The organism is Roseibium sp. HPY-6 (assembly GCF_040530035.1).
In the GTDB taxonomy this organism is placed as follows: Bacteria; Pseudomonadota; Alphaproteobacteria; order Rhizobiales; family Stappiaceae; genus Roseibium.
The window spans coordinates 2,507,454-2,532,462 of the sequence record NZ_JBEWCD010000002.1 but is presented as its reverse complement, the minus strand read 5'-3'; the positions used below and the strand labels follow the sequence as shown (position 1 = coordinate 2,532,462).

23 protein-coding genes are annotated in these 25,009 nt (G+C 56.7%); 12 read left to right on the top strand and 11 right to left on the bottom strand.

The genetic code is table 11. From position 1 onward, the window contains the following. Nucleotides 1-41 precede the first annotated feature (41 nt). The 3 genes from ABVF61_RS22735 (at nt 42) to ABVF61_RS22725 (ending at nt 3,009) form a co-directional block, all read left to right on the top strand. A complete protein-coding gene (locus ABVF61_RS22735; RefSeq protein ID WP_353995808.1) occupies nt 42-653 on the top strand; it encodes a CvpA family protein in 612 nt (203 codons plus the stop codon). Nucleotides 654-797: 144 nt separating this feature from the next. Further along, on the top strand, nt 798-2,270 hold the full coding sequence (purF, locus tag ABVF61_RS22730) for an amidophosphoribosyltransferase (protein WP_353995807.1): 1,473 nt from the start codon (nt 798-800) through the stop codon (nt 2,268-2,270). Between the two features lie 10 nt (nt 2,271-2,280). After that, nucleotides 2,281-3,009 carry an SDR family NAD(P)-dependent oxidoreductase gene (locus tag ABVF61_RS22725; RefSeq protein WP_353995806.1) on the top strand — a complete coding sequence of 243 codons (729 nt, stop codon included), beginning with the start codon at nt 2,281-2,283 and terminating at the stop codon, nt 3,007-3,009. Between the two features lie 227 nt (nt 3,010-3,236). On the opposite strand, the gene ABVF61_RS22720 is transcribed toward ABVF61_RS22725, so the two are convergent. Then, nucleotides 3,237-3,551, bottom strand: a complete 315-nt coding sequence (locus tag ABVF61_RS22720) for a hypothetical protein (protein WP_353995805.1) — start codon at nt 3,549-3,551, stop codon at nt 3,237-3,239. Nucleotides 3,552-3,811: 260 nt separating this feature from the next. Between ABVF61_RS22720 and ABVF61_RS22715 the strand changes: the two genes are divergently transcribed. After that, complete coding sequence (locus ABVF61_RS22715; RefSeq protein WP_353995804.1) at nt 3,812-4,183, top strand: VOC family protein; 372 nt, start codon at nt 3,812-3,814, stop codon at nt 4,181-4,183. Nucleotides 4,184-4,190: 7 nt separating this feature from the next. On the opposite strand, the gene ABVF61_RS22710 is transcribed toward ABVF61_RS22715, so the two are convergent. The 6 genes from ABVF61_RS22710 to ABVF61_RS22685 form a co-directional block, all read right to left on the bottom strand. After that, a complete protein-coding gene (locus ABVF61_RS22710; RefSeq protein WP_353995803.1) occupies nt 4,191-4,991 on the bottom strand; it encodes an inositol monophosphatase family protein in 801 nt (266 codons plus the stop codon). 84 nt (nt 4,992-5,075) lie between these two features. Continuing rightward, entirely contained in the window at nt 5,076-6,503 is a 1,428-nt protein-coding gene (gene der / locus ABVF61_RS22705) for a ribosome biogenesis GTPase Der (RefSeq protein ID WP_353995802.1), read from the bottom strand. Nucleotides 6,504-6,653: 150 nt separating this feature from the next. Further along, nucleotides 6,654-8,006: an outer membrane protein assembly factor BamB family protein gene (locus ABVF61_RS22700; RefSeq protein WP_353995801.1), complete on the bottom strand. Its 1,353-nt coding sequence runs from the start codon at nt 8,004-8,006 to the stop codon at nt 6,654-6,656. Beyond that, nucleotides 8,003-8,686, bottom strand: a complete 684-nt coding sequence (locus ABVF61_RS22695) for a tetratricopeptide repeat protein (protein ID WP_353995800.1) — start codon at nt 8,684-8,686, stop codon at nt 8,003-8,005. Before ABVF61_RS22695 ends, ABVF61_RS22700 begins: the two co-directional genes overlap by 4 nt. Nucleotides 8,687-8,883: 197 nt before the next feature. Then, on the bottom strand, nt 8,884-9,462 hold the full coding sequence (locus ABVF61_RS22690) for an NnrU family protein (protein ID WP_353995799.1): 579 nt from the start codon (nt 9,460-9,462) through the stop codon (nt 8,884-8,886). A 187-nt stretch (nt 9,463-9,649) separates the two neighbouring features. Then, the gene (locus ABVF61_RS22685) at nt 9,650-10,060 is read right to left on the bottom strand and encodes a Fur family transcriptional regulator (protein WP_353995798.1); all 411 of its coding nucleotides are present in this window, start codon (nt 10,058-10,060) and stop codon (nt 9,650-9,652) included. Between the two features lie 401 nt (nt 10,061-10,461). Between ABVF61_RS22685 and ABVF61_RS22680 the strand changes: the two genes are divergently transcribed. Together ABVF61_RS22680 and pcaF are read left to right on the top strand one after the other, a co-directional pair. Then, nucleotides 10,462-11,856, top strand: coding sequence for a mannose-1-phosphate guanylyltransferase/mannose-6-phosphate isomerase (locus tag ABVF61_RS22680; protein ID WP_353995797.1), 1,395 nt, complete (start codon nt 10,462-10,464; stop codon nt 11,854-11,856). A gap of 90 nt (nt 11,857-11,946) precedes the next feature. Then, nucleotides 11,947-13,152, top strand: a complete 1,206-nt coding sequence (gene pcaF, locus ABVF61_RS22675; RefSeq protein WP_353995796.1) for a 3-oxoadipyl-CoA thiolase — start codon at nt 11,947-11,949, stop codon at nt 13,150-13,152. Here the strand turns inward: pcaF and ABVF61_RS22670 are convergent. The 3 genes from ABVF61_RS22670 to puuE all read right to left on the bottom strand — a co-directional run bounded on the left by ABVF61_RS22670 (nt 13,119) and on the right by puuE (nt 16,109). After that, on the bottom strand, nt 13,119-13,454 hold the full coding sequence (locus ABVF61_RS22670) for a hypothetical protein (RefSeq protein ID WP_353995795.1): 336 nt from the start codon (nt 13,452-13,454) through the stop codon (nt 13,119-13,121). The genes pcaF and ABVF61_RS22670 overlap by 34 nt on opposite strands. Before the next feature lie 254 nt (nt 13,455-13,708). Continuing rightward, nucleotides 13,709-14,092: a winged helix-turn-helix domain-containing protein gene (locus ABVF61_RS22665; RefSeq protein ID WP_353995794.1), complete on the bottom strand. Its 384-nt coding sequence runs from the start codon at nt 14,090-14,092 to the stop codon at nt 13,709-13,711. A gap of 1,105 nt (nt 14,093-15,197) precedes the next feature. Further along, entirely contained in the window at nt 15,198-16,109 is a 912-nt protein-coding gene (gene puuE / locus ABVF61_RS22660) for an allantoinase PuuE (RefSeq protein ID WP_353995793.1), read from the bottom strand. A 231-nt stretch (nt 16,110-16,340) separates the two neighbouring features. Between puuE and ABVF61_RS22655 the strand changes: the two genes are divergently transcribed. Then, nucleotides 16,341-16,490, top strand: coding sequence for a hypothetical protein (locus tag ABVF61_RS22655; protein ID WP_353995792.1), 150 nt, complete (start codon nt 16,341-16,343; stop codon nt 16,488-16,490). A gap of 43 nt (nt 16,491-16,533) precedes the next feature. Here the strand turns inward: ABVF61_RS22655 and ABVF61_RS22650 are convergent, their stop codons facing one another. Next, nucleotides 16,534-16,896 (bottom strand): hypothetical protein, encoded by a 363-nt coding sequence (locus ABVF61_RS22650; protein ID WP_353995791.1) that lies wholly within the window; start codon nt 16,894-16,896, stop codon nt 16,534-16,536. A gap of 316 nt (nt 16,897-17,212) precedes the next feature. On the opposite strand from ABVF61_RS22650, the gene ABVF61_RS22645 reads away from it, so the two are divergent. The 5 genes from ABVF61_RS22645 (at nt 17,213) to ABVF61_RS22625 (ending at nt 25,005) form a co-directional block, all read left to right on the top strand. Beyond that, a complete protein-coding gene (locus ABVF61_RS22645) occupies nt 17,213-17,764 on the top strand; it encodes a PadR family transcriptional regulator (protein WP_353995790.1) in 552 nt (183 codons plus the stop codon). 24 nt (nt 17,765-17,788) lie between these two features. Beyond that, nucleotides 17,789-18,892, top strand: a complete 1,104-nt coding sequence (locus ABVF61_RS22640; protein ID WP_353995789.1) for an efflux RND transporter periplasmic adaptor subunit — start codon at nt 17,789-17,791, stop codon at nt 18,890-18,892. Continuing rightward, nucleotides 18,889-22,872, top strand: a complete 3,984-nt coding sequence (locus ABVF61_RS22635) for an efflux RND transporter permease subunit (protein WP_353995788.1) — start codon at nt 18,889-18,891, stop codon at nt 22,870-22,872. Before ABVF61_RS22640 ends, ABVF61_RS22635 begins: the two co-directional genes overlap by 4 nt. A gap of 143 nt (nt 22,873-23,015) precedes the next feature. Continuing rightward, complete coding sequence (locus tag ABVF61_RS22630) at nt 23,016-23,918, top strand: fatty acid desaturase family protein (RefSeq protein ID WP_353995787.1); 903 nt, start codon at nt 23,016-23,018, stop codon at nt 23,916-23,918. Between the two features lie 136 nt (nt 23,919-24,054). Next, nucleotides 24,055-25,005 carry a helix-turn-helix domain-containing GNAT family N-acetyltransferase gene (locus ABVF61_RS22625; protein WP_353995786.1) on the top strand — a complete coding sequence of 317 codons (951 nt, stop codon included), beginning with the start codon at nt 24,055-24,057 and terminating at the stop codon, nt 25,003-25,005. Nucleotides 25,006-25,009 lie beyond the last annotated feature (4 nt).

Below are 25,009 nucleotides of genomic sequence, written 5' to 3'. Positions count from 1 at the left end.
AGCTCCGTTGTGAGCGCCAGACAGAGGGACTAATCAGGAACATGCCGATAACCATACTGGACGGACTGCTCTTGGCCATCATGTTCATTTCGGCGGTGCTCGCTATGATCCGCGGCTTTGTCAGGGAAGTGTTGTCGATTGTTTCCTGGGTGGCTGCGGCGGCAGCAGCTTTTCTGCTCTACGAGCGGGTCTTGCCGTACGCCAAACAATACATATCTCACGACCTGGTTGCGGCCGGTGCTTCAGCGGCCGCTGTGTTCCTCGTGACGCTGGTTATCGTCAGTTACATCACGATGCGCATCTCCGACTTCGTTCTGGACAGCCGGATCGGTGCACTCGACCGCACGCTCGGCTTTGTATTCGGCGCAGTGCGCGGGCTGCTGTTGGTTGTGGTCGCCATGATGTTCTTCAACTGGTTTGTCCAGACAGACCAGCAACCGGAATGGGTTTTGGATGCCAAATCACGGCCCATCCTGCTGTCGATCGGCGAAAGGCTGGTTGCCGTGTTGCCGGAAGACCCTGAAAAGGCGATCCTCGACCGGATCCGCGATGCCGATTTGACCGGCGGCAGCGCAAGCGCGCCGTCGGAGGAACCGGAATACAGCGATGCTGAGCGGCAAGGGCTCGAGCAGCTGACGAGTGACAACAATTGACGCCGAAAACGGCGCAGACTGCGAAACGAATATATCCCGCGTTCGCTTGCCGCGTGCTGGATGACAATGCTGCTTTCGCGCGAAAGCAGGGCAAACCAATGTCCCGGTCCGGCGGCTTGCCGACCGAAAAAAGGAGTGTTCGCCATGGCTGGCGGAACGGAAGTGCACGAGCATCTTGACGTTGATGGCGACACGCTTCGCGAAGAATGCGGCGTTTTTGGAATTCTCGGACACGAGGATGCCAGCGCTCTGACCGCTCTGGGCCTTCACGCCCTTCAGCACCGTGGTCAGGAAGCAGCCGGTATCGTCACCTTCGATAATGAGCAATTCCGGGCGGAACGTCATCTCGGGCTTGTCGGCGACCATTTTTCCGATGCCGACACGATCGGCCGCCTCACCGGCCGCGCTGCCATCGGGCATGTGCGCTATTCGACAACGGGTGAAACAATTCTGCGGAACGTGCAACCGCTCTTCGCAGAGCTTGATGGTGGCGGCATCGCGGTTTGTCACAACGGCAACTTCACAAATGCACTCACGCTTCGCCAACAACTGATCCGTGACGGCGCGATCTGCCAGTCGACGTCCGACTCCGAAGTGGTGCTGCAGCTGGTGGCCCGCTCCCGGAAGGGGAAGATCATTGAGCGCTTCATCGAAGCGATCATGCAGATGGAAGGCGCTTATTCCCTAGTCGCCCTCACCTCCAAAAAGCTCATCGGAGCCCGCGACCCGCTCGGGATCCGCCCGCTGGTTCTCGGTGATCTGAACGGCGCGCCGATCCTTGCCTCGGAAACCTGTGCACTTGATATCATCGGTGCAAAATTCATCCGCGAAGTCGAGAACGGCGAAGTGATCGTCTGCACCTCCACGGGCATCCAGTCATATTTCCCCTTCGGCAAACAAAAAGCGCGCCCCTGCATCTTCGAATACATCTATTTCTCACGCCCGGATTCCATCGTCGGCGGGCGCAGCGTTTATGACGTGCGCCGGGAAATGGGCAAGCAGCTCGCGCGTGAAACAAGTGTCGAAGCCGATGTCATTGTTCCGGTCCCCGACAGCGGCGTGCCGGCGGCCATCGGCTACAGCCAGGAAAGCGGCATTCCGTTTGAACTCGGCATCATCCGCAATCACTATGTCGGCCGGACATTCATCGAACCTACACAGCAGATCCGTGCGCTCGGGGTGAAAATGAAACATTCCGCCAACCGGTCACAGATCGAAGGCAAGCGCGTCGTTCTTGTCGATGACAGTCTTGTTCGCGGCACGACGTCTGTGAAAATCGTCCAGATGATCCGCGAAGCCGGTGCCAAGGAAGTGCATTTCCGGCTTGCGAGCCCGCCGATCCGTTATTCCGACTATTACGGAATCGATACGCCGGTTCGCGAAAAGCTTCTGGCGGCAAAATACAGCCTTGAGGAAATGCAAAGCTATATCGGTGCGGACAGCCTGGCATTCCTTTCAGTGGACGGCATCTACAAGTCCATGGGTTATGATGGGCGGGACGATGCAGCACCGCAATTTACCGATCACTGTTTCACCGGTGACTACCCCACTCCCCTGACGGACCTCTCCGAGGACCAGGAATTTGTCAGCGCGCCGCGCCTCGTTGAGGTCGGCTAAGAGAAACTCTATGACAAACGACCTTGAAGGCCGGGTTGCGCTGGTTACCGGCGCCTCTCGCGGCATAGGCTATCATCTGGCAAGGCGCCTTGGTGAACGCGGTGCGCACGTGATTGCCGTGGCACGCACCGTGGGCGGTCTTGAAGACCTTGATGACGAGATCAAGGCTGCTGGCGGCCAGACGACGCTCGTTCCCGTCGACCTGACGGATTTCGACGCGCTCGACCGGCTCGGCGCGGCCATTTTCGAGCGCTGGAAGAAACTCGACATTCTCGTGGGCAATGCCGGCATGCTCGGCGTTCTATCTCCGCTCGGTCATATCAGCCCCAAGGACTTTGAAAAGGTCATGGCTGTCAATGTGACTGCGAACTGGCGCCTGATCCGGTCGCTGGATCCGCTGTTGCGGCAGTCTGATGCAGGACGCGCGCTCTTTCTGACCGCCGTGCAAGCCCAGACCCGAACTGCATTCTGGGGGCTTCAATCGATCAGCAAATCCGCTGTCGAAGCCATGGTAAAAACCTGGGCGAACGAGAGCCTTCAAACAGCAATGAAGATCAATCTGGCGGATCCCGGGCCAACACGCACGGGTCTGCGCGCAAAGGCGATGCCAGGTGAAACCCCTGAGAACCTGCCGCATCCGGCAGAGATTGCCGATGAGCTTGTTGAGCTGGTGAACGCCGACGTCTACCGGACGGGTGAGCTCTTTGATCGCGTCAGTGGGGAATGGACTTCTGTGTGAACCCTATAGCGGGTTTTGAAAAATACCTGCCGGGTTCGCCTTCAAGCAGCCCGGAAGTTTGCTTCTGTTCAATCGATCCCGACAACAAAGCCTTTTGACTTCTTCACCCAGGATGGCCCCTGCCTGGCCATGTTTCCTGGTTGAATGGCGCCCTGTCCACAGCACTGCCGGTTCCGCGTGGGATTCTGGTCAAGAAACCTGTTCCCGGACCCCGGAAGAAATCTGTCTTAGATTTCCTCCCAATTCATGCTGATGGTCTCCACATGTGCCAATGCAGAATGTTCAAACCGGGCGAAGCTATCGGACATACGGTCCGGTGCTGCTTCCGAAATGCCCATCAAGGCCATGCTCAGTTCAAGATCCGAACCCTGGGTGGCCTGAACCTCGGGGCCAAGCATTGCAAGGTCGCTCCAGCCGCTATGAGCCTTGTCGGTCGCAAGGCCGGTATCGCCATCCAGCTCTTCAAAATCGAAATCGAACGCACCATCTTCGGCGTCTTCGAAGCGCTCGTTTTCTGTTTCGTATGCTCTATCCAAATTCATGACAGTCTCCAATCAATACATCAAAGTTCGCCGGAATAGCCCGGCGCCCTTCAATGTGTGGATCGGATATTTTTCAAAGAACCGTCATTCGCACAGGATCTTCATGCGAATTTACCCTTGATGCGAAAGCCGACAGAGCTTTCAAGCGCCGGAGGCAGCCAAAACACCCTGCCCTTCCACTCCCTCTTCCGCGCGGGACTTGTGTCGACGGCAGGCATTTGAAAGCATGGTCGTGCCACCCAACCTCAGGGAGAAACGCAATGCAACTCGGAGCATTTTCCATCAGTCTTTCAGTCAAGGACATCAAGAAGTCCAAGGCGTTCTATGAAGATCTGGGATTCTCGGACATGGGCGGGTCCGGCGACGACGGCTGGCTCATCATGAAGAACGGCGAAACCGTCATCGGTCTCTTTCAGGGCATGTTTGAAAAGAACATGCTGACGTTCAATCCCGGATGGGATCAAAGTGCAAACAAGATTGAAAAGTATCAAGATGTCAGGGAGTTACAGAAAGAGCTCAAGGCAAAGGGGCACAAATTCGAGGCGGAGGCCGATGAAACCTCGACCGGGCCGGCGAGTTTCGTGCTGATCGATCCTGACGGAAATCCTGTGCTCGTCGACCAGCACGTTTGACCTGCCCTTACTCCGCGGCTTCCAGCGGTGCAAAAGAACTGTCGGCGATTTCCTTGAGGTCGGCGAAAACGCCCGGCGCTCCAACGACAACACGTGCGCCGTGGTAAAGCGCGTGATTGACGTCCTGATCCATAACGATGCCGCCAGCCTCCTTGATCAGCAGCATTCCGGCGACGCAGTCCCACGCATTCATGTGCGATTCCACATAGCCGATCAGCCGACCGGACGCCACATATGCGAGCATAAGTCCACCGGAGGCATTCCTGAAAAATACACCACCCTTGGACACCAGCGCGCCGACGACATTTACGGCGTCCGTGATCGCCGTCCGGCCATTAAAGCCAACACCAACGGAACCGGTGGCAAGGCTTTCGCTGGTGGAGACCCTTATGGGTTTGCCGTTGAGAAGTGCTCCCTGACCGGCTCCGGCTGTGAAGGTTTCACCTGCAACCGGATCGTGGATCACGCCAACGATCACCTGACCCTGATGGACACAGGCAATGATGACGCACCATTGCGGGATGCCGGTGACAAAATTCGCCGTTCCGTCAATCGGATCGGTCACCCAGGCATAGCCGGAAGACCCTTCCTCCATCCCGTGTTCTTCGCCTAGTATGCTGTCATCGGGATAAGTTGCCGCGAGTTCCTTTCGGATAAGCGTTTCGACGTTCCTGTCAGCTTCTGAAACAAGGTCCTGGTGTCCTTTCTGGGTGATCGTCAGCGTGTCGAGCTTCCGAAAATAGTCCAGACCAAGTTCACCAGCCTTGATTGCAAGTCTTTCGGCAAAAGCAAGCCGTTCGGAAATCATCAAATCACTCCTTCAAAACCAGACTGAGCAGTTGCTGTGCTCGATTGAACCAAACGCCGATCGGCCGGCTTGTGGTCTCCAGGACTATTGTATTTTTCGCTTTTTCCTGGGGGCATAAGGGTTGTCCCCCTTTCTATAGGCCAGACGAATTGGTGTGCCTTCGATGTCGAACGCTTCGCGCAGGGAGTTCACCAGATATCGCGAATAGCTTTCCGGCAATTGTTCCGGCCGGGAACAGAACACGACAAAATGCGGTGGCCGCGTTTTTGGCTGGGTCATGTAGCGCAGCCTCACACGGCGACCGGAAACGGCAGGTGGCGGATGATTAGCTGTCACCCGGTCCAGCCAACGGTTCAGTTTTGCCGTCGATACGTGTGCGTTCCACGCTTCATAGGCCTTGAACACGCTTTCGACCAGACGATTTATGCCCTGGCCTTGTATTCCGGACAAAGTCACGATCTGAACGCCCCTGATCTGGTTGAAATAGCGTTCATTGGCGTCACGGATCTTTTTCCAGGCAGCTTCCCGGTCCTCGATCAGGTCCCATTTATTGATCGCAATGACCAGCGCTCTGCCTTCGCGGGCGACAAGGTCGATGATCTGCAGGTCCTGTTTTTCGAACGACATTGTGGCGTCGAGCGTCACGACAACCACTTCGGCAAACTTGATCGCCCGCAGAGCGTCGGCGACGGACAGCTTTTCGAGCTTCTCCTGAACGCGCGCCTTCCTGCGGATCCCTGCCGTGTCGAAAAGCTTGATGTGACGCTCGCGCCAGATCCAGTCGACGGAAATCGAGTCGCGTGTAATGCCTGCTTCCGGTCCCGTCAACATGCGGTCTTCGCCCAACATCTTGTTGATCAGCGTCGATTTGCCGGCGTTGGGCCTGCCAACGATTGCGACCCGCAAGGGCCTTTCTATTGTTCCCGCGGGATCCTCTTCATCGATCAGTTCGCCGTCTTCGTCGACGTCGACATTTGTGATGGCTTCGTCCCGTTTTGCCTCTTCCTCTTCCGAAACCCTGTCAACATGCGGTTTCAAAGCGTCATAGAGGTCGGAAAGCCCTTCGCCGTGTTCGGCGGAAATCGCGATGGGATCACCAAGGCCCAGTGAATAGGACTCATATAGACCGCTTTCGCCCGCACGACCTTCGGCTTTGTTCGCGAGCAGGATAACCGGCCGCGTCGTCTTGCGTGCGACTTCGGCGAAATGCGCATCAAGAGGCGTAACGCCGGCACGTGCGTCAATCAGGAAGAGGACAGCATCGGCGGTGTCAATCGCTTCCTCCGTCTGGCGGCGCATTCTGCCTTCCAGAGAGTTCTTGTCCGCATCTTCAAGTCCGGCCGTATCGACAATCGTGAACCGCAAGTCACCCAAGCGGGCCTCACCCGGCCGCCTGTCCCTTGTGACACCAGGCGTATCGTCAACAAGTGCCAGCCGTTTGCCGACGAGACGATTGAACAACGTGGACTTGCCGACATTCGGCCGTCCGATAATGGCGACAGTTGCGCCCACGGCAGTTACTCCTGACACGCGGGCTTCACAAAGGTCCCAACCCCGAAATCCGCTAAAACCTCTCCACGCCGGTCTCGGCGCAGGAAGCTACATATGCTCTTCAGCGCATGGCAGGGCGGGAACGGTCTTTGCGACCGGACCGCCTCCAGCCTAGTTGAACGCGGTGACCCCGTCTTTTCCGCTCAGAACGATCACCCGGCCACCGGCAACAATCGGCGTTACATAGACGTCCGCATTTGTGCGCTGCGTCGTCATGATGTTTCCGCTGGTTGCGTCGACAATTGCGATTTGTCCGTCGCTCGAAAACGCCACAAGCGCACCGTTAGCCAGGATTGGTCCGGCCCAATTCCGGCGACGCTTTTTCTTTTCGGGCCTTGGAAGCGATGTAGCCCATAGCGTGTCACCGCTCTTCAGATCAAGTGCCACCATGCGATCATCAAGATCCACCATGAACAGGGCACTTCCAGAGACAACGGGCGTGTGAACACTACCGAGATCCTGTTCCCAACGACGCAGACCGGTGCGCGCTTCCACGGCAACGGTTCTGCCGGCAACCCCCGTCGCGTACACCATGTTCCCCGACACGACCGGGCTCGCGGACACATCCGCCAGACCTGAAAGCGCGAGCGTACGGAATCCACGAGACACGCTGTCAATCCATTCAGCCTCGCCCGATTTCATGTCGATTGCCATGATCTCACCAGAAGAGAACGGAACGATGACGCGATTGCCCGAGATCGCCGGATTGGCTACGGACAACAGTCCGGCGGTTTCTTCAATGCCGGCGTATGTCCACGTGACGGTGCCGTCAGCCTGCGACAGGGCGTAAACCTCGTTTGACTGCGACACAACGAATACCTGACCGCCTCCGGCAACGGGTGCGCCACGCGCCGGCGTGTCGAGATCTGCGGTCCAAAGCACCTGCCCTGAACCGGCGTCCATCGCAATCAACTGTCTGTAGCTTGTCGCGGCATAAACAACACCGTTGGCAACGGTCACACCGCCACCCGGGCCAACATCCCGTTCGCCTTCAGGACGCAGGTTCTGCGTCCAGACGCGTCCACCGGCGGTTGACAAGGCCACCACTTCACCGTTGGGTTTATAAACATAGATCTTGCTGCCGTCGCTCACCGGCCTGGCAGACAATCGCAACGCCGATGATGTCAGGCCGCGCCCGGACGTTCCCACATTCGACCGCCAGGATGTCGTTCCGGAGACAGAAACCGCGACATTACCGGGATCGTTGGAAAGTCCACCACCACTGGTCGTCCAGCTCTGTCCACCTGTTGCGGGCCCAACCTTGGCGGTCTGGCCAAGCGCCCTCGCCGCCGGATCAGCGCCATCGAACACAGGCTGACGCTCGCCAGGCAAAATCTTTTCCCTGGAAAACGGATTCACCGATTCACCAAATTCGCTCACCGATCCGCAGCCCGTCAGCGCGAGCGAAATTGCAAAGACACCAAGCAGGGTGTTCCTGCTGCGAAAACCTGCCGCAAAAATCACTGATCGTTTCCCTCGCCGGCTGTCTCGCTGTCACCGCCGCTGGCGCGGATCACATCACGCAAAAGAGACGCGCGGTTAGACACGTCACCCGGCGTTTCCGGGTCATTTTCAAGTGCGGATATCCAGGTTCGAGCCGTTTCGTAATCACCATTTTTCCAAGCGCTTAGAGCAAGCAGCTCACGAGCTGCCGCCCTGAAGGGTCCGGTATCGCCCGTCAACGACTCCACACGGTCTGCAACAGCGGAATAATCTTCAAAATCAACCGCAATATAGCCCGCCCGCAAACTTGCCACGTTGCGCATGGCTTCCATCAGGCTGCTGTCGCGGGAAAGCTGATCAAACGCGGCGAGCGCTTCTTGCGACTGACCCGAGTTTGCCAGATCCGTCGCCATGCGCAGCTTCGCCAGTGCGGGATACCCGCCGACTGCGCCTTCCAGTTCGCCGTAAAGCTCGGCCGCTTCCTGGTATTGCTGGTTTTCGGACAGTTGAACCGCGTCAAAAAAAGTGTCGCCGGCTTCCTGGGACTGGACTTCCTGCCAGTAAAGCCAGGTGCGGTACCCGATTGTTCCAATAACGATCAAAACCGCAAAGGCGATAATCCACAGACCAAACTTGCTCCAAAGCCGACGATATTTCTCCTGGCGAATGTCTTCATCGACTTCACGAAAAATGTCAGACATGCGTGTCTTTTTCCTGCATTCGTCTTGCCGGGTCTTCACAGAACCGGACCACCACCCCGTTTTGAGTGGCGCACATTATCCATTTGATCCTTCTTGGGCAATTCCCTGAAGGGGCTTTAAGCCCCCCTTCATGGCGCAAGTGGGGCAATCCGTTCCAAATCGACAAAATCCCGGACGATTTTAGCGCGACTTCCGCTCTAACCTACCGGCACGCCGATAAGAAGGACGTGGAGTTTCCAGACAAACAACCCGTAAAGCGCCAATCCGATGAGAATCACTATGACATCGGAGTACTTTCCAGGCTCGCCGACTGCCGGGCCCTGCCCTGCGCCGGGTCCGCGTTTCTTGACCGATATGCGATCGGCAACGGCCCAGAGAAAGAAACTTCCAAACAACAGCACCGAAGCAAGGTCACCGTTTGTGAGCAAATGCGACAACGCCCAGAGCTTGACGGCAACAAGCATCGGATGTTTCAGAGCTCTTTTGATTTTGCTCGGGACATAGGCCGCAACCAGAAAGATGAAAACCGGCACCATAAGCAGCATTGTCACATGGTGCAGCCAGATCGGCGGATCGTAGACGAGCGGCGGGCCGTCTGCGCGTGCAGCGCCATAACCGTAGATCAACAACCCGAGGCCCACGGCAGAAACGAGCGCGAACAGTCCCTTGTAGGCGTTCTCGCCCAGTCGCTCGCTCAAACCGCTGCGCACTGCAGGGAGCATCGGCACGACATGCATTCCAAAAAACAAGATAATTCCGGCAATCAGCAACGACATGCCGCTCTCCCTCAGTCTGCCCAAAACCGGCCCGGGAATAATAGCTTAGCCCGGGCCGCCAGCGGACCATAAGAGGCAGACGAGATGCCTGCAACAAGGATAAGCCGACAGCTCAAAACGAAATCTGGATTGTCCGGATGTCCACCATATGTGGGACTTATCGCGGTTGCCCCACGGACCGTGCGTTTCACGGCGCCAGGCTGCTGCAATTCCTGCAGGTACCTCGCAATTCAATCGTCGTCCTGGAAAGACTGAATTCCTGAGCTTTCGTCCAGTCTTTCAACAAGCGCATCACTTCGTCCGGAGCAAATTCGCTCACTTGACCGCATTTCTCGCAAATTGCGAACGCCGCCGTTCCGTGGTCTGTACACCCGCTATGCGCACATGCAACGAACGCATTGAGGCTTTCCAACCGGTGAACCATCCCGTACTCAACGAGCTTGTCGAGGGCACGATAGACCTGAAGGGGTGCCCTAAAGCCGTTTTCGCGAAGCAGATCGAGAATAGCGTAGGCCGTCAGCGGACCGTCTGCATCCGACAAGGATCCGAAGACGAGCGACTGATTTTTCGTCAGTTCGGGATGAGCGTGAGCGGTCACTGACTGTCTCCTGGTATTTTTGCTCCGGATCGAGGTCCCGTTGTTGTGATCCGGCCCTTATCCTTCTCACGAGTCTCTTGTCGCGGACAAGACTGATAGCGAGCGCCTTCAGGAAAGCCACAACAAGAACCGGTATGGGCGATATATAGTCGTTTCAAGCGACATTGCCCGCTTAAACGCTCGATACCACTTCCACGACACCCGACGGAGCGAACTGTCTTTACCCGCGTCATGACAGATCTGCAGGTAACACGCAACAAAAGCCCGCTGCTTGTGAAATGGATCACGGAACTGCGTCAATTCTGAGCTCAGGCCGGACTTGAACGGATACCGTTAATCAATTCAACTTGTTTGACGTATATACAGCGATAGGGATCTCGCTTGCATTCAGGACCATCCTCATGATCTTTCCCTGCATTCTTTCCGGCGGTGTCGGCTCACGGCTTTGGCCCCTTTCCCGCAAGGACAGACCAAAGCAATTCCTGCCGTTGTTCGATGGTGAAAGCCTCTTTCAGAAAACCTGTAAGCGGGTCAACACCGAAGGGTTTGCCGCTCCGATAGTGATCGGCAGCAATACGCACCGCTTCCAGATGGGTGAACAATTGTCGGATCTGGGCATTGCAGCGAATACGATCCTGCTGGAACCCATTGGTCGCAACACCGCTCCGCCGGCATTGATCGCAGCGATCATCGCCGAAGAAACCGATCCGGACGCATTGGTTCTGTTGCTCCCTTCCGATCATCTCATCCGCAAAGAAGATGTCTTTCTCCAGAAGGTCCACGCGGCTGAAAAAACCGCCCGCGAGGGATCAATCGTCACTTTCGGCATCACCCCCACGGAGCCAAATACCGGCTACGGCTATATCAAGGTGGCAGCGGGCGATGCGCCGGTGCGTGCCGTCGAAGAGTTTGTCGAGAAGCCAGACTACGCGAAAGCCAAGGATTTTCTTCAAGACGGCAGTTATGTCTGGAACGCTGGCATTTTTCTTTATGCCGCCAGGACCATGATCGACGCCTTTCAAAAACACCAGCCCAAGCTTTATGAAGACGTGGTCGCCGTGATGCGAACCCGTCATAGTGACCTCGATTTTACACGGCTGGACCAGGACGCTTTTGAGAAGCTCGACAATATCTCCATCGACTACGCGATCATGGAAAAGGCAGACAATGTCTATTGTGCGCCAGTGGCGCCCGAGTGGGACGACCTGGGGTCATGGTCGGCAATCTGGACCGTTCTCGACAAGGATGAAGAGGGCAATACTGGTCTGGGCGACACCCGTTTCCTGGACAGCCGGAATTGTCTTGCCTATTCGCAACAAAGTCTCGTTTCTGTCATCGGACTGGAAGATGTGATGGTGATTGCAACGAGCGACAGTGTTCTGGTGGCTCACAAAGACAGCGCGCAGGACGTCAAGCGCGTTGTCGAGGAGCTCAAGGAGGAAGGCCGGAACGAGGTCGACCGCCACACCCGCGCCTACAAACCCTGGGGTTACACGGAAAGAATAAGTGCAGGAGACCGGTTCGCGGTTCAGTCCATGATGATCAAGCCCGGCAAGCAACTAAGCCTGCAAAGCCACCTGCATCGCACGGAACACTGGGTCGTGGTGTCCGGTACCGTCGAAATCACCATTGACGGTCAGAAGAGCCTTTTGACGGAAAACCAGTCGGCTTACGTCCCATTGGGCGCGCGACACACCTTGCACAATCCTGGCAAGATCCCTGTGCGCATGATCGAGATCCAATCCGGAACCTATCTTGCCGAGGATGATATTCAGCGCCACCAGGACGGAACGTGAAGCGACCCGCCGCACACGCCTTGTTGCATTTGCAGGTAAAACCGGACAAGACCTAGGGACTGCCGAAGTGGCGCTACCGGGGAACCGTCCATGCATCATGTATTTGTCTGCGATTATGTGCGCACTCCAATAGGCCGCTATGGCGGCCGGCTCTCCGGCGTTCGAACGGACGATCTTGGAGCAATCCCGCTTGAAGCACTGATCGAACGAAATCAGGATGTTGACTGGTCGCAGCTCGACGACGTGTTTTTCGGCTGTGCCAATCAGGCTGGCGAGGACAACCGAAATGTGGCGCGCATGTCTTCGCTTCTCGCCGGTCTCCCGGAAACCGTACCTGGTCTTACCCTCAACAGGTTGTGCGGCTCAGGCATGGACGCGGTGATGTCCGCAGCACGTGCAATCAAGTCCGGTGAAATGGATCTTGCGATCGCGGGTGGTGTGGAAAGCATGTCGAGAGCGCCTTTCGTCATGCCCAAGGCTGACACGTCGTTTTCAAGAAAAGCAGAAATCTACGATACGACGATCGGCTGGCGATTCATCAATCCCCTTCTGAAACGGCAATATGGCGTCGATTCAATGCCGGAAACCGCTGAAAACGTCGCCGAAGATTTTTCGATTTCCCGTGCTGACCAGGATGCTTTCGCGCTGCGGAGCCAGCAAAAGGCAGAGGCTGCACGAAAAAACGGCCGCCTGGCAGAGGAAATCGTTCCGGTAATGATCCAGCAACGAAGAGGCGACCCGATCCTGGTCGACACCGATGAGCACCCCCGCGCGGACACAAGCATGGAAACACTGGCGGCTCTGAAAACACCTTTCCGCGAACATGGAAGTGTGACCGCTGGCAATGCCTCCGGGGTCAATGATGGTGCTGCAGCACTGTTGCTGGCCTCCGAAGCGGCCGTCAAAAAATATGGATTGAATCCGCTGGCGCGGGTTGTCGGCGGTGCAACTGCGGGTGTGCCGCCCCGCATCATGGGGATCGGCCCGGCGCCGGCAACACGCAAGTTGTGCGCGCGGCAGGGACTGGCATTGTCGGAGTTTGACATCATCGAATTGAACGAGGCGTTCGCCGCTCAGGCAATCGCCGTCATGCGCGACCTCGGACTGCCGGAAGACAGCGAAACACTCAACCCGAATGGCGGCGCCATCGCGCTTGGTCATCCGCTAGGCATGTCCGGTGCCCGAATTGTCGGCAGTGCCGCGCTGGAACTGAACAAGCGCGCTGGCAGGCTTGCACTTGCCACAATGTGTATTGGAGTCGGTCAGGGCATTGCCCTTGCACTTGCCGCCGCATGATGGCGCACGGCGACCGTGCGCTCATCGTTCTCGGGTGTTTGAGCCGGTTGAGACTGTGACCGCTTCTGCAGATCATCATTGAATTTGTCGAGGCGATCCGCCAGACGTTCGAACACCAGAGACGGCATCCGCATCGCGGTCACATAGAGTGTGACAAACTCGTCCGATGCCGCCTTCCAGCGGAAGTCACGCACTTCCCTGTAAGCCCCGGTCGCCAGATTTTTCAACTCGACAGCATCTTCTACCATGGGACGAGCGAGTTGCACCGCACGATCGGGCCCGGTTGCAACCCAGGCCGCCATGAATACAGAAACACACGCAAAAACAAGTATATGGAAATTTCGCAGCAAGAACCGCATTGCAACCTCAGGCATCAATTAAGACTTTATTAACTTTTTAACGTCGTAAAAGATGCACGCAGAAGACGCAACCTGCTCTGTTCAGTTTTAAGTTGTATTTTCTGGATTAAGGTTAATCGTGGGCCTGCTGCCCAAAACGAAAAAAGCGCGGGGCCAGCCTCCAGCTCCCGCGCTTTCTCAACATTCAAAGGTGTTTTTCAGGCCGGACGTATTGCAGACGCGCGGATCTGCTCCTTGGTGTCGTCGTCGAGACTGTACCCCATTCCGACAAGCCAGTTGATGTTCACACCATGGGGTTTGAGTTTCTTGCGAAGGAGACAGATGTGCACACGCACATTTTCAAGCTCAGGACCACCGTCGTCACGGTCCGCATACAGGAATGCATGGATCTGTTCCCTGTTTGCAAAATTCCGTTTCAGCAAGAACCGCAGGATGCGGGTCTGGATCCGGGTCAGATCCCATTGCGTTGGGAACACGATCTGCTGGTCAGCGATCAAACGCTCCAGTTCCGCGATACGCGCTTCCTTTTGCTCCAGCTGCGCACGCAAGTGGACAATTTCATAGTCAAGCGCAAGGCTCATAGGCTGACCCTCCCGCCACTGTCATCGAGTTTCGATTCAAACAGTTCTGCCGAGCTTTGCTCAAAAGCAGGGACTGTTGCCACGGAGTTTGATTTCGTTGCCCCGACGTTTTTCGATGTCTGCCGCAAATTTGGTCTCATGGAGTTTCGTTCTCTTTTGGCCGTGACGAATTGCAACCCGACCGAGGACGAGTTGCCGGCACAGAAGTCACGGGTTTCGGTGTTGTTTTGTTCGAGAAACGCTGTTTCATCCATTCTGGAGTGTTTTCGACCGGGCGTGTCCAACAGCGACGACACGCTCGCACGACTCCGCGCAACATCATTTTCACAATTGCGCGCTACCGAACCAGCGATCGGGGAAACATCAGGAATTCCATTGCAAAAGCATGTTTTGCCGCTGTGAGACCGGCTGCGCCGAGCAGCCTTCACGGGTGTTGGCGATGCATTTCCAAGCCTTTTATCGACGTGCACAAGCATGTGTCGCCCTGCCCGCCCTCCGATTTGAGGTCTATTTGAAACTGCGCTGCCTGCCGCATTCCATACAGTTGATAAATCCACAGTCTGTTTGCCCGACATCCACCTGGTTTCACACAAGCCGGCCTCCGGCTGTGCAATTGAGTGATCCGGATCCCATTCAGGATTTCCGGCTCGACACCCCCACCAACTTCAAAACCCGTGAGACGCGGACGCCTTCCCAAAAAAAATAGACAAAAACCATACAAATTCGTTCTTCTTCCGAAGTTGAATTTAGGGCGTCAAAATATTCATGGTCAAAAATAACAGTAAGTATAAAGACTTGGAGAGGCCGGACAGATCGTAGCCGCCAGTACAGAGTACGCTCAGTGATTTGGTTAAGCACTTGCGAGCACCAACCTTTGGAGGCGTCTTCGAAGCCCGTTCGAATTTGGGTTCGGCAGCTCAATCACGCCCACCTAAATTCTATGTGTTTCAATCTTAACGTTAAAATTAACGAACGGTTTACTTACGTACCGTGATGCTGTTTCTAGACGCCGTTGCAAGCAGTTATTTTCATTGCCCCACGAGCCGCCCGGGAAACGGCTCGTGGGGTTAGTTTTGTTTGGGGCCAAGTCCAGTCGAGATCGTACTCACATACGCCCATGATGCGCGTGCCAGTGCCAGGCGATGTCAATACGTCGCGTGATCCAGACATCCGCGTGACTGGCAATGTAATCCAGAAAACTGGCAAGAGACGCAGTCCGCCCCGGCCGGCCGGCCAACCGGCAGTGAAGGCCGATGCTTAGCATTTTCGGCGCGCCGCGACGCCCTTCATCGTAGAGCGTGTCGAACGCATCCTTCAAATAAGCGAAAAACTGATCGCCTGAGTTGAACCCCTGAAGCGATGCGAAACGCATATCGTTGGTGTCGAGCGCATAGGGAATGACCAGATGATCCCCGTCCGGTCCGTCGACCCAATATGGCAGATCATCCGCGTAGCTGTCGGAATCATAAAGAAACCCGCCTTCTTCCTGCACGAGTTTCTGTGTTTGCATGGAACAGCGGCCCGTGTACCAGCCAAGAGGACGCGCACCGGTTACCTCCTCGTGGATCCTGATTGCCTCCCGAATCTGACGGCGCTCTTCGTCTTCCTCCATGTCCGCGTGATCGATCCACTTCAGGCCGTGCGATGCAATCTCCCAATCGGCTTCCTTCATTGCCGCCACGGCTTCACGATTGCGTTCAAGCGCAGATGCAACACCGAACACCGTTACCGGAAGCATGCGCTCGGTGAACAAGCGCCACAGACGCCAAAACCCGGCGCGTGAACCGTATTCATAGAGCGACTCCATGTTCCAGTGCCGTTTTCCGGGCCACGGTGCTGCGCCTATGATTTCAGACAGAAACGCTTCGGATGCGGGATCGCCGTGAAGAATGTTGTTTTCGCCGCCTTCTTCGTAATTCAGGACAAATTGAACGGCCAGTTTTGCCCTGCTCGGCCACTTCGGATCCGGTGGATTGCGGCCATATCCGATCATGTCACGCGGATAATTCTCGCTCATTCACTACTCCAGCCTTGCCGGTTTTGGCACCCCGCCAACGCCCACCGAATCCTAAGAATCAAGGGCATCAACTGGCTGCACAAGAGAACGCAACAAAACCCAGCGCGCAAGCTTTGGGAACTGCAGGGAGGTGAAATTCGACGCTACTTAAAATTTTATCTTTCTGGTTATGCGCACCTTAGATCCTGCCGGTTTATCCCTGCGTTTGCGGAACAAACCTGGGAGGCGATCATGATCGCAAGGACTGATGAGATGAAACTTTCATCCGCAGGTTTGCTGCTTTTGCTGGCCGCCGCCACCATGACCCTTTTTTCCGGCGACGGTTCGGGAACATCGAGCAAAGCCCAGGCGAACGCCGTACACCACGGGTTCGTTGAATGACTCAACCTCTTGGCCGGTTTGCCGCGTATCGCGTACGACGCCGTTAGCCGAACCTGGAGCGTGACGCCTCAGCGCGCACGGGAACCGGCTTGCCACTCACGAAAACCGGAAACCGTTTCCGCGGAGTGCCGCCGCCATTGTTCCGATCTCCCAAGAGCATAATCGCGGAGCCAATCACAACGGATCCAAGCGTAATGACAAGCCCGAAGGCCAGCATGAGGACTGGAAGAACCGGGTCTTCCGCCGTCGATACCAGAACCCTCAGATTGCCGATATTCGCCCAGAAAATTCCGACAAGCACGAGCATTGCGATGCAGAATCCGGCGAAGGCATTGATTGCAAGAAGCCTGAAGAAGGGATCGCTGAGCAATCTCGCCTGTCCCGGTTTCACCGTCGTATCCTTCATGAGCCTATCCCTGAGTGCTGCATGTGCGAACTACCTCACAATCCTAGCGCGTCTCCAGGAAACAGCAAGGTTTCATTCGGGTTGCGCTGCACACATTTTTAACCACCAAAGAAGCCATGCGGCCACTCCGCATGATGGCTATCGTAGAATTGTGCATTGCACGCTTGATTTGTTGCGGAATGATATATATTAGGTCGATATATCGATCCAGCATATACCCCTTGCTACGTTGCATCCTGTGATGTCATCCATCATCGAGACAAGAGCGTAGGAAGGCCGTCAGTCCGGAAGGACGCTTCCGGGAACGGAGAGATCCATGAGCGTAAGAAGCCTTTGCCTTGCTATCCTTTCCTTCGGGGATGCGACCGGGTACGAGATCCGGAAAGAAAGCACCGATGGCCGGTTCAGTTATTTCGAGGACGCCAGCTTCGGATCGATCTACCCGGCCCTGGCGCGACTTGAATCGGAAGGTCTCGTCACGGTTCGCGAAGAACCTCAAGCCGGAAAGCCCGCCCGGAAGGTGTATTCCATTACCGAGGCCGGGCGCGCGGAGTTTATCAACTATCTCTGCGAACCACAGGCGCCGGACACCTTCAAATCTCCTTTCCTTCTGATTGCGCTGAACGCTGCGCAGCTGCCGCCTGATGTGATCCGGCGCGCGCTGGAGCGCCGTAAGGCGCAGGTTCTGGAAGAACTGCGGCTGCTGACGGATTCAGATGAGGGATGCAATCACCCTGGCTCCAATTGGACCAGAAGCTACGGCCTTGCATGCATGAATTGCACGCTGGCTTACCTGGAAGAACATGGCGATGCGCTGGTTAAGATCGCAGAAGACGCAGCAAAACCTGTGTCCGACGCCGCCGAGTAAGCCCGAGTTTCGGAGTACCGAGCAATGAAAGTTAAATTGTCCTATATCATGGCAGTAGGCCTCGCCGCGGGCATCGGCTACTGGATGTCGAGCGGAACTGTCGTCATCGGCGGGGTTGGTGATGGTGAAAATGCCGTACCACCTCCTGCAGAGCGCGTGGCTGAGGGCGGAGACACAACCTTCCGCGTTCAGGTTCTGAACCTGACGGCACAGGACAGGCAGGCAATCCTGGAAGTCCGTGGGCGCACAGAGGCCGAAGCCAAGGTTGCCGTACGGTCCGAAACCACGGACGACGTCGTTCGGCGCCCGGCGCGGGAAGGTGCGTTTGTGTCGGCCGGTGATGTGTTGTGCGAGCTGGACAGCGGGACGCGGAAAGCCAGGGTTCTTGAAGCCAAGGCCTTGTTCGCACAGGCTGAACTTGACCACACGGCGGCAACCAAGCTTGCCGACAAGGGCTTCACCGCACAAACCCGAGCAGCTGCGACGCAAGCCGGGCTCGATGCCGCAAAAGCCCGCGTTCAGGAAGCGGAAATGGAGCTTGCGCGCACAATTATCCGCTCCCCCATCGATGGTGTGATCGAAAGCCCGATGGCGGAAATCGGCGCACAGCTGGACAGCGGCGGCATTTGCGCGACGGTCGTCAATTCGGACCCGATGATCGCAATCGGCCAGGTCTCCGAGCTCAATGTCGGACAGATTTCACTCGGCATGCCGGCGGACGTCAAGCTGGTCACCGGCGAGACGCTCAGCGGCAAGGTTCGCTATATTTCTCCATCTGCGGAGCCGGACACACGTACGTTCCGCGTGGAAGTGGAGCTGCCGAATCCGGACGGCAAGGCGCGTGACGGCATTACCGCCGTGACCCGGCTGCCGCTGCCCGTCGAGAAGGCACACAAGATTTCACCTGCGATCCTGACACTCAGTGATGAAGGTGTTGTCGGAGTGCGCGCCGTCGACGGGGAAAACAAGACGGCGTTTTATCCCGTTACCGTACTTGGCGGTGAAAATGACGGTTTGTGGGTCGGTGGCCTGCCTGAAGAAGTCACTGTGATTGTTGTTGGCCAGGAATATGTCGGCGATGGCGAAACCGTCGAACCGGTGTTTGAAACTGCGGAGCTCAGCAAATGATAAACATGCTTGAAGGCGTCCTCAGACGTCCCAAGACAGTCTTTGTGTTGATGATTGCTCTGCTGGTTGCAGGCGTGTTCAGCTATATCAGCATCCCGAAAGAGGACAGTCCGGACATTGACGTCCCGGTGTTCTATGTTTCCATTGTCCAGCAGGGTATTTCGCCCGAAGACGCTGAGCGGCTTCTGGTCCGCCCGATGGAGACGGAACTTCGAGGCCTCGACGGCTTGAAGGAAATCACGGCAATCGCTTCGGAAAGCCATGCCGGGATCATTCTGGAATTCGACATCTCGTTCGACAAGGACGAAGCGCTTGCCGACGTCCGCGACAAGGTTGATGCAGCCAAGGGCGAACTGCCCGCGGACGCCGAAGAACCAACGATTTCGGAAACGAATTTCGCGCTTGTTCCAACAATCACGATCGCGCTCTCCGGCAACGTGCCGGAACGCACGCTCTACCAGCATGCACGTCGCCTGAAAGACCAGGTCGAGGCGATCGACACTGTGCGATCTGCCGATCTGACCGGTCACCGGGAAGAACAGCTCGAAGTTCTGATCGACTCGGAGAAACTGGAATCCTACGCGATTACGCAGCAAGAACTTCTGACTTCGCTCTCGAACAACAACCAGCTTGTCCCCGCAGGTTTCATCGATGGCGGTCAGGGCCGTTTCAACGTCAAGGTTCCAGGCCTTGTCGAAACGGCACTTGATGTTTACTCCCTGCCGATCAAGCAAGCTGGCGAAGGCGTTGTAACGCTTGCCGACGTGGCCGAAATCCGGCGCACGTTCAAGGACGCCGACTCCTACACGCGCGTAAATGGCAGCCCCGCTATTGCGCTGAATGTCACCAAGCGGATCGGCACGAACATCATCGAGAACAACATCGCCATCCGCGCTGTTGTCGACGAAGCGACGAAAGACTGGCCGGAGACGATCCAGGTCGATTACATGATCGACATGTCGTCGAACATCTTCGAGGTGCTGGGCTCGCTGCAGTCCTCGATCCTGACGGCGATCTTCCTCGTCATGATCCTGGTTCTCGCAGCCCTTGGCTTGCGGTCTGCGCTGCTGGTCGGACTTGCAATCCCGACCTCCTTTATGGTCGGCTTCCTGATCCTGTCAGGTCTCGGCTACACCGTGAACATCATGGTTATGTTCGGCCTTGTGCTTACGGTCGGTATGCTCGTCGACGGCGCGATCGTCATGGTCGAGTATGCGGACCGCAAGGTGAGCGAAGGCATGGAGGACCGTGAAGCCTATATCCGGGCTGCACGTCTCATGTTCTGGCCGATCGTTTCCTCAACAGCGACCACGCTTGTGGCGTTCCTGCCCATGCTCTTGTGGCCGGGTGTTGCCGGCGAGTTCATGAGCTATCTGCCGATCATGGTCATCATCGTCCTGATGGCAGCGCTGCTGACGGCGATGGTGTTCCTGCCCGTGACAGGCGGCATCTTTGCGATGGTCACGCATTTCCTTGCAAGGAATGCGGCAGGGGTCTTGGCATTTTTGTTCGGCGTCATCGCTGCGGCAATGACAGTTCTGTCCTTGCTCGCCGGTGTGGATCATTCCGCAGGACTGGGTGCAAACTTCGGAGCATATTTCTTTGCCGTGGTGACGTCGCTTTTCGTACTTCTTGTTGCGGCGGTCGCGGCCTATTTCGCAATTCGTCCTTTTGTCCGCTGGTACAGAAGGCGGATTGCGGCAAGAACTGAAGTTGAGAACCAAAAGCCGGTCAAGCAGTTCCGTTCTGTGACGTTTGTCTCGCTGGCCTTCGAAATGGTCGCTGTCGGCTTTGCCGCCTACTTCGCCTATTTCCTGGCAACCAGCCGTCCTGCGGAAATAACCGACACCATCGGCTCCGTGTTCGGTTCAATTGCAAGCCTCGGGCATCCGTTTACGGTTTTCACGCACCCGATTGCACTCGACACAGGCTTCTTCCTCGTCGTGTTTGCACTCAGCCTGCTTGCGATCTGGGCTGCCTACAAGGCCATCTCTCCGCTCGTTCACCTGCTGGAGTGGTTTTTTGACGGCGTCCGCAAGAAACTCGGCTTCGGGTCCCGCAACAGCGGCAGCCAAAGCGACAAGCCCGAAGACCTGCGGTTCGATACAAGTACTGTCAAAGGCTTCACCGGTCTTTACGTTCGTCACCTCAGACTTCTTGCGGGCAACCCTGTCGGCAACATCCTGACGCTCGTGGTGGTGTTGGGGACGTGTGCTCTGATATTCACATCCTTTGCCTCGAACCCGACCGGTGTTGAGTTCTTCGTCGACGAAGAACCGGACCAGGCTGTGGTGATGGTATCTGCCAGGGGCAATATGTCCGCCGCAGAATCGCTGGAGATCGTCAAGCAGGTCGAGGCTGAAGTCCTTCAGACGGCCGGCATCCAGAATGTCATCACCTCCGCTTATCCTCCGGGTGGCGGGAGCGGGCCGGATTTCATCGGCGGTGTTCAGGACAAGCCGGGCGATCTCATCGGGGAAATGACGCTGGAGCTGGCGAAATACTGCTGCCGCCGGAATGCCTCGGAAATCTTCGCCGAGATCCGGGAGAGGTCAGCAGATATCCCCGGCATCAGGGTCGAGACGCGCAAGATCGAGGGCGGTCCTCCGACCGGCAAGGACATCCAGCTTGAGGTCACGTCCACCGACTATGACACCATGGTGAACCAGGTTGCCCGCATCCGGACGCATCTGGATACGATGGATCACCTGATCGACCAGGAAGACGACCGTCCCCTGCCCGGCATTGAATGGCAGATCGACATCGACCGTGAACAGGCAGGCCGCTACCAGGCTGGTATCGGCTCGGTCGGCAACATGGTCCAGCTTGTCACCAACGGTGTTCTGATCGGCAACTACCGTCCGACGGATTCCGAGGACGAAGTCGACATCCGGGTCCGGCTCCCAGCCGACGAGCGCACGCTCGACCGGTTTGACCAGCTTCGTTTGCAGACCCCGCTCGGTCTCGTCCCGATTGCCAACTTCATCGACCGGACTCCGGAGCCGAAAGTGTCTTCGATCACGCGGCGCGACGGCCTTTATTCGATGATGCTGAAAGCGACTGTCGACAAGACAGCGGTAGATGCCGAGGGCAAGCCGCTGACGGTTGATGCCAAGGTGCAGGAACTGAGCGAATGGCTGGACACCCAGACATTCCCGGACAATGTCTACCTTCAGTTCCGCGGTGCGGATGAAGACCAGAAGGAATCGGGTGAATTCCTCATGAAAGCGATGGTCGCATCCCTGTTCCTGATGTTCCTGATCCTGCTCACCCAGTTCAACTCGTTCTATCAGACCTTCCTGACGCTCTCGACAGTGGTCATGTCGGTCATGGGCGTGTTGCTCGGCATGATGCTGACGGGGCAGAAGTTCTCGATCATCATGACGGGAACCGGTGTGGTGGCGCTGGCGGGTATCGTGGTCAACAACGCGATTGTTCTGATCGATACCTACAACAGGTTCAGGCATGACGGGTTCGACCCGCTCGATGCAATCCTGAAGACGTCCGGCCAGCGTATCCGTCCGATCCTCTTGACGACGGTGACGACGATCGTCGGCCTTGTGCCGATGGCAACGGCGGTCAATCTGGACTTCTTCACCCAGACGATCGCGGTTGGCGGCATTACGGCGATCTGGTGGATCCAGCTGTCGACTGCCGTGATTTCCGGTCTCGCCTTCTCCACGATCCTGACACTCGTCATGATCCCGGTGATGATCGCGGTTCCGAGCACCTGGGCGCGGACATTCGTTGCGATCTGGAATGTGATCAAAACGGTGTGGAGCTGGACCCTCGCCCTCTTCGCAACGCGCCGCGAAGCGGCTGGATCTGACGAAGAGAAAGAGACGGACGCGGATCAGGACGTCGAATGGACCGATCCTGAGCTCGAAAAAGAGCGTCCTGCAGCCAAAGTGGTGTCGATGCCGAAACCGGCACCTCCGAAGGTGCCGCCGCAGGAACAGCCGCCGCTCGCGGCTGAGTAACTCCGCGAGCAGGAAAATCTGCCGAAACATCGAAAGGGCCGTGCAACGCATGGCCCTTTTGCTTTCAACTCGTGTTGGAGGCGTTCAGGACTTGAAACTCCCTTTTGGGGACGGCACGGTAAAGCCCAACTCATGAGGGCCCGATGGATCACCGCACCTTCATTGCCGGACTGTCCGCATCTGAGCGCGCCAGGCTGACCGAAAAGTCGGACGCAAAGGGGCTCGTCATGCTCGTCCTGCACTTCGGGTTGATCGCATTGTTCGGCACGTTGATCACCCTTGGCGTCCCGGGTTGGCAATTTCTGATGATCGTTCAGGGGATCCTGATCATCTTCCTGTTCACATTGCTCCACGAGACGGTTCACGGAACCGCGTTCCGGTCGCCCTGGCTGAATGACTGGGTTGCCAGGATATGCGGTTTTCTGATTGCCGTTCCTTCCGACTGGTTCCGGTATTTTCATTTTGCCCACCACAGGCATACCCAGGACCCGGACAAGGATCCGGAACTTGCCACCGGCAAACCGGAGACCGTCTGGCAATACATCGCGCATGTGAGCGGATTGCCGACGTGGCGGAATGAGTTTCAGACATTGATCAGGAACGCCATGGGATCCAGTCGCGACGCTTTTGTCCCCAAGAACGGGCGGAGGAAAGTCCGCCGTGAAGCCATTGTTTCACTTGCGCTCTATGCAACGCTCACCGCTGGCTCAGTTGCTGTCGGATCGGACATTCTGCTCTATGTCTGGATCCTGGCCTGCCTTCTGGGACAGCCCTTCCTGCGGCTCTACCTTCTGGCGGAGCATGGCCGCTGTCCGTTTGTTGCAAACATGCTGGAAAACAGCCGGACGACCTACACGAATACCCTTGTTCGCAAACTTGCCTGGAACATGCCTTACCACGCCGAACACCACAGTTATCCAACGGTGCCGTTTCACAAGCTGCCCGACTTGCACAGGCTCACGAAAGCACATCTTGGGGCGACATCGAACGGCTACACCGAGTTTCACGCCAACTATCTTTCTGATCTGAAGGGTGTTTCTGGTTAGCCCTGATCGCGCCCGCGCAAATTGCACAGCTTCCAGCGAGCCTGTCCGCGCAGATCCTCTATCGAAAACAGGCTTGCCTGGTTCTCGCGACGCCGATATAGTTGCACTATACAACTAATTGACTGAGTTTCTCCCCATGACCGATGTTTCCCCCTCTCTCGTTCAGGATGTTCGCGCAGCTTCGCGCCAGCTCGTCCGCGAATTCGGCTTTCTCGACAAGACGATTGCCGGAACGGATCTCTCCGGCTCCGGCGTGCACGCTATTTTGGAGATCGGCCTTAATCCCGGCGTGACGGCAAAGGAGCTTGCAGGTCGGCTGAAACTGGAAAAATCGACGATCAGCCGGCTTCTCAAGTCGCTCGAGGTCCGGGGCGAAATCATTCAGACCAGGTCTGAGCACGACGGCAGGGTCTTCGGCCTCAGCCTGACGCACGCCGGATGGAAGACCTACGACAAGATTGATACCTACGGCGATGATCAGGCTCGCGGTGCACTATCCAGGATCCGGAACGGGTCTGCCCGTTCCGTTGCAGATGCTCTGACAACCTACGCCGATGCCCTTTCGGAAACGTCTGAGGATGTGACTGCAAACCAGGGTCAATACGAGATTGTCGAAGGGTATCAGACCGGCATGATCGGCGACATCGCCGCGCTCCATGCCCGCACGCACGGTGCCATTATCGGCATGGGGCCAACGTTCGAAAGCGTCGTTTCCAGGGCGATGGCGGAGTTCATGCCCAGGATCGACAACAGCATGAACAACAGTTGGAGCATTGTCGAAAAAGGAGAAGTCATCGGTTCGATTACGATCGATGGCGAAGATCTGGACGGAAGCGTTGCCCATCTACGTTGGTTCATCCTGTCGGAAAAACTGCGCGGTCTCGGGCTCGGCAGGACGCTGCTCTCGCGGGCAATTTCCCATTGCGACACGCTCGGCTTCGATGAAATCCACCTTTGGACGTTGAAAGGGCTTGATGCCGCAAGATCCCTTTATGAAAAGAGTGGATTTGAACTTGCGAACGAATATGTCGGCGATCAGTGGGGCAAGACTGTCACCGAGCAGATGTTCATACGCAAGCGAAGCTGACACA

Coding starts and splice junctions, on each gene's coding strand:
- ABVF61_RS22735 (WP_353995808.1), top strand. CDS start 42: ATGCCGATAACCATACTGGACGGACTGCTCTTGGCCATCATGTTCATT.
- purF (WP_353995807.1), top strand. CDS start 798: ATGGCTGGCGGAACGGAAGTGCACGAGCATCTTGACGTTGATGGCGAC.
- ABVF61_RS22725 (WP_353995806.1), top strand. CDS start 2,281: ATGACAAACGACCTTGAAGGCCGGGTTGCGCTGGTTACCGGCGCCTCT.
- ABVF61_RS22720 (WP_353995805.1), bottom strand. CDS start 3,551: ATGAATTTGGATAGAGCATACGAAACAGAAAACGAGCGCTTCGAAGAC.
- ABVF61_RS22715 (WP_353995804.1), top strand. CDS start 3,812: ATGCAACTCGGAGCATTTTCCATCAGTCTTTCAGTCAAGGACATCAAG.
- ABVF61_RS22710 (WP_353995803.1), bottom strand. CDS start 4,991: ATGATTTCCGAACGGCTTGCTTTTGCCGAAAGACTTGCAATCAAGGCT.
- ABVF61_RS22695 (WP_353995800.1), bottom strand. CDS start 8,686: ATGTCTGACATTTTTCGTGAAGTCGATGAAGACATTCGCCAGGAGAAA.
- ABVF61_RS22690 (WP_353995799.1), bottom strand. CDS start 9,462: ATGTCGTTGCTGATTGCCGGAATTATCTTGTTTTTTGGAATGCATGTC.
- ABVF61_RS22680 (WP_353995797.1), top strand. CDS start 10,462: ATGATCTTTCCCTGCATTCTTTCCGGCGGTGTCGGCTCACGGCTTTGG.
- pcaF (WP_353995796.1), top strand. CDS start 11,947: ATGCATCATGTATTTGTCTGCGATTATGTGCGCACTCCAATAGGCCGC.
- ABVF61_RS22670 (WP_353995795.1), bottom strand. CDS start 13,454: ATGGCGGCCTGGGTTGCAACCGGGCCCGATCGTGCGGTGCAACTCGCT.
- ABVF61_RS22665 (WP_353995794.1), bottom strand. CDS start 14,092: ATGAGCCTTGCGCTTGACTATGAAATTGTCCACTTGCGTGCGCAGCTG.
- puuE (WP_353995793.1), bottom strand. CDS start 16,109: ATGAGCGAGAATTATCCGCGTGACATGATCGGATATGGCCGCAATCCA.
- ABVF61_RS22655 (WP_353995792.1), top strand. CDS start 16,341: ATGATCGCAAGGACTGATGAGATGAAACTTTCATCCGCAGGTTTGCTG.
- ABVF61_RS22650 (WP_353995791.1), bottom strand. CDS start 16,896: ATGAAGGATACGACGGTGAAACCGGGACAGGCGAGATTGCTCAGCGAT.
- ABVF61_RS22645 (WP_353995790.1), top strand. CDS start 17,213: ATGAGCGTAAGAAGCCTTTGCCTTGCTATCCTTTCCTTCGGGGATGCG.
- ABVF61_RS22640 (WP_353995789.1), top strand. CDS start 17,789: ATGAAAGTTAAATTGTCCTATATCATGGCAGTAGGCCTCGCCGCGGGC.
- ABVF61_RS22635 (WP_353995788.1), top strand. CDS start 18,889: ATGATAAACATGCTTGAAGGCGTCCTCAGACGTCCCAAGACAGTCTTT.
- ABVF61_RS22630 (WP_353995787.1), top strand. CDS start 23,016: ATGGATCACCGCACCTTCATTGCCGGACTGTCCGCATCTGAGCGCGCC.
- ABVF61_RS22625 (WP_353995786.1), top strand. CDS start 24,055: ATGACCGATGTTTCCCCCTCTCTCGTTCAGGATGTTCGCGCAGCTTCG.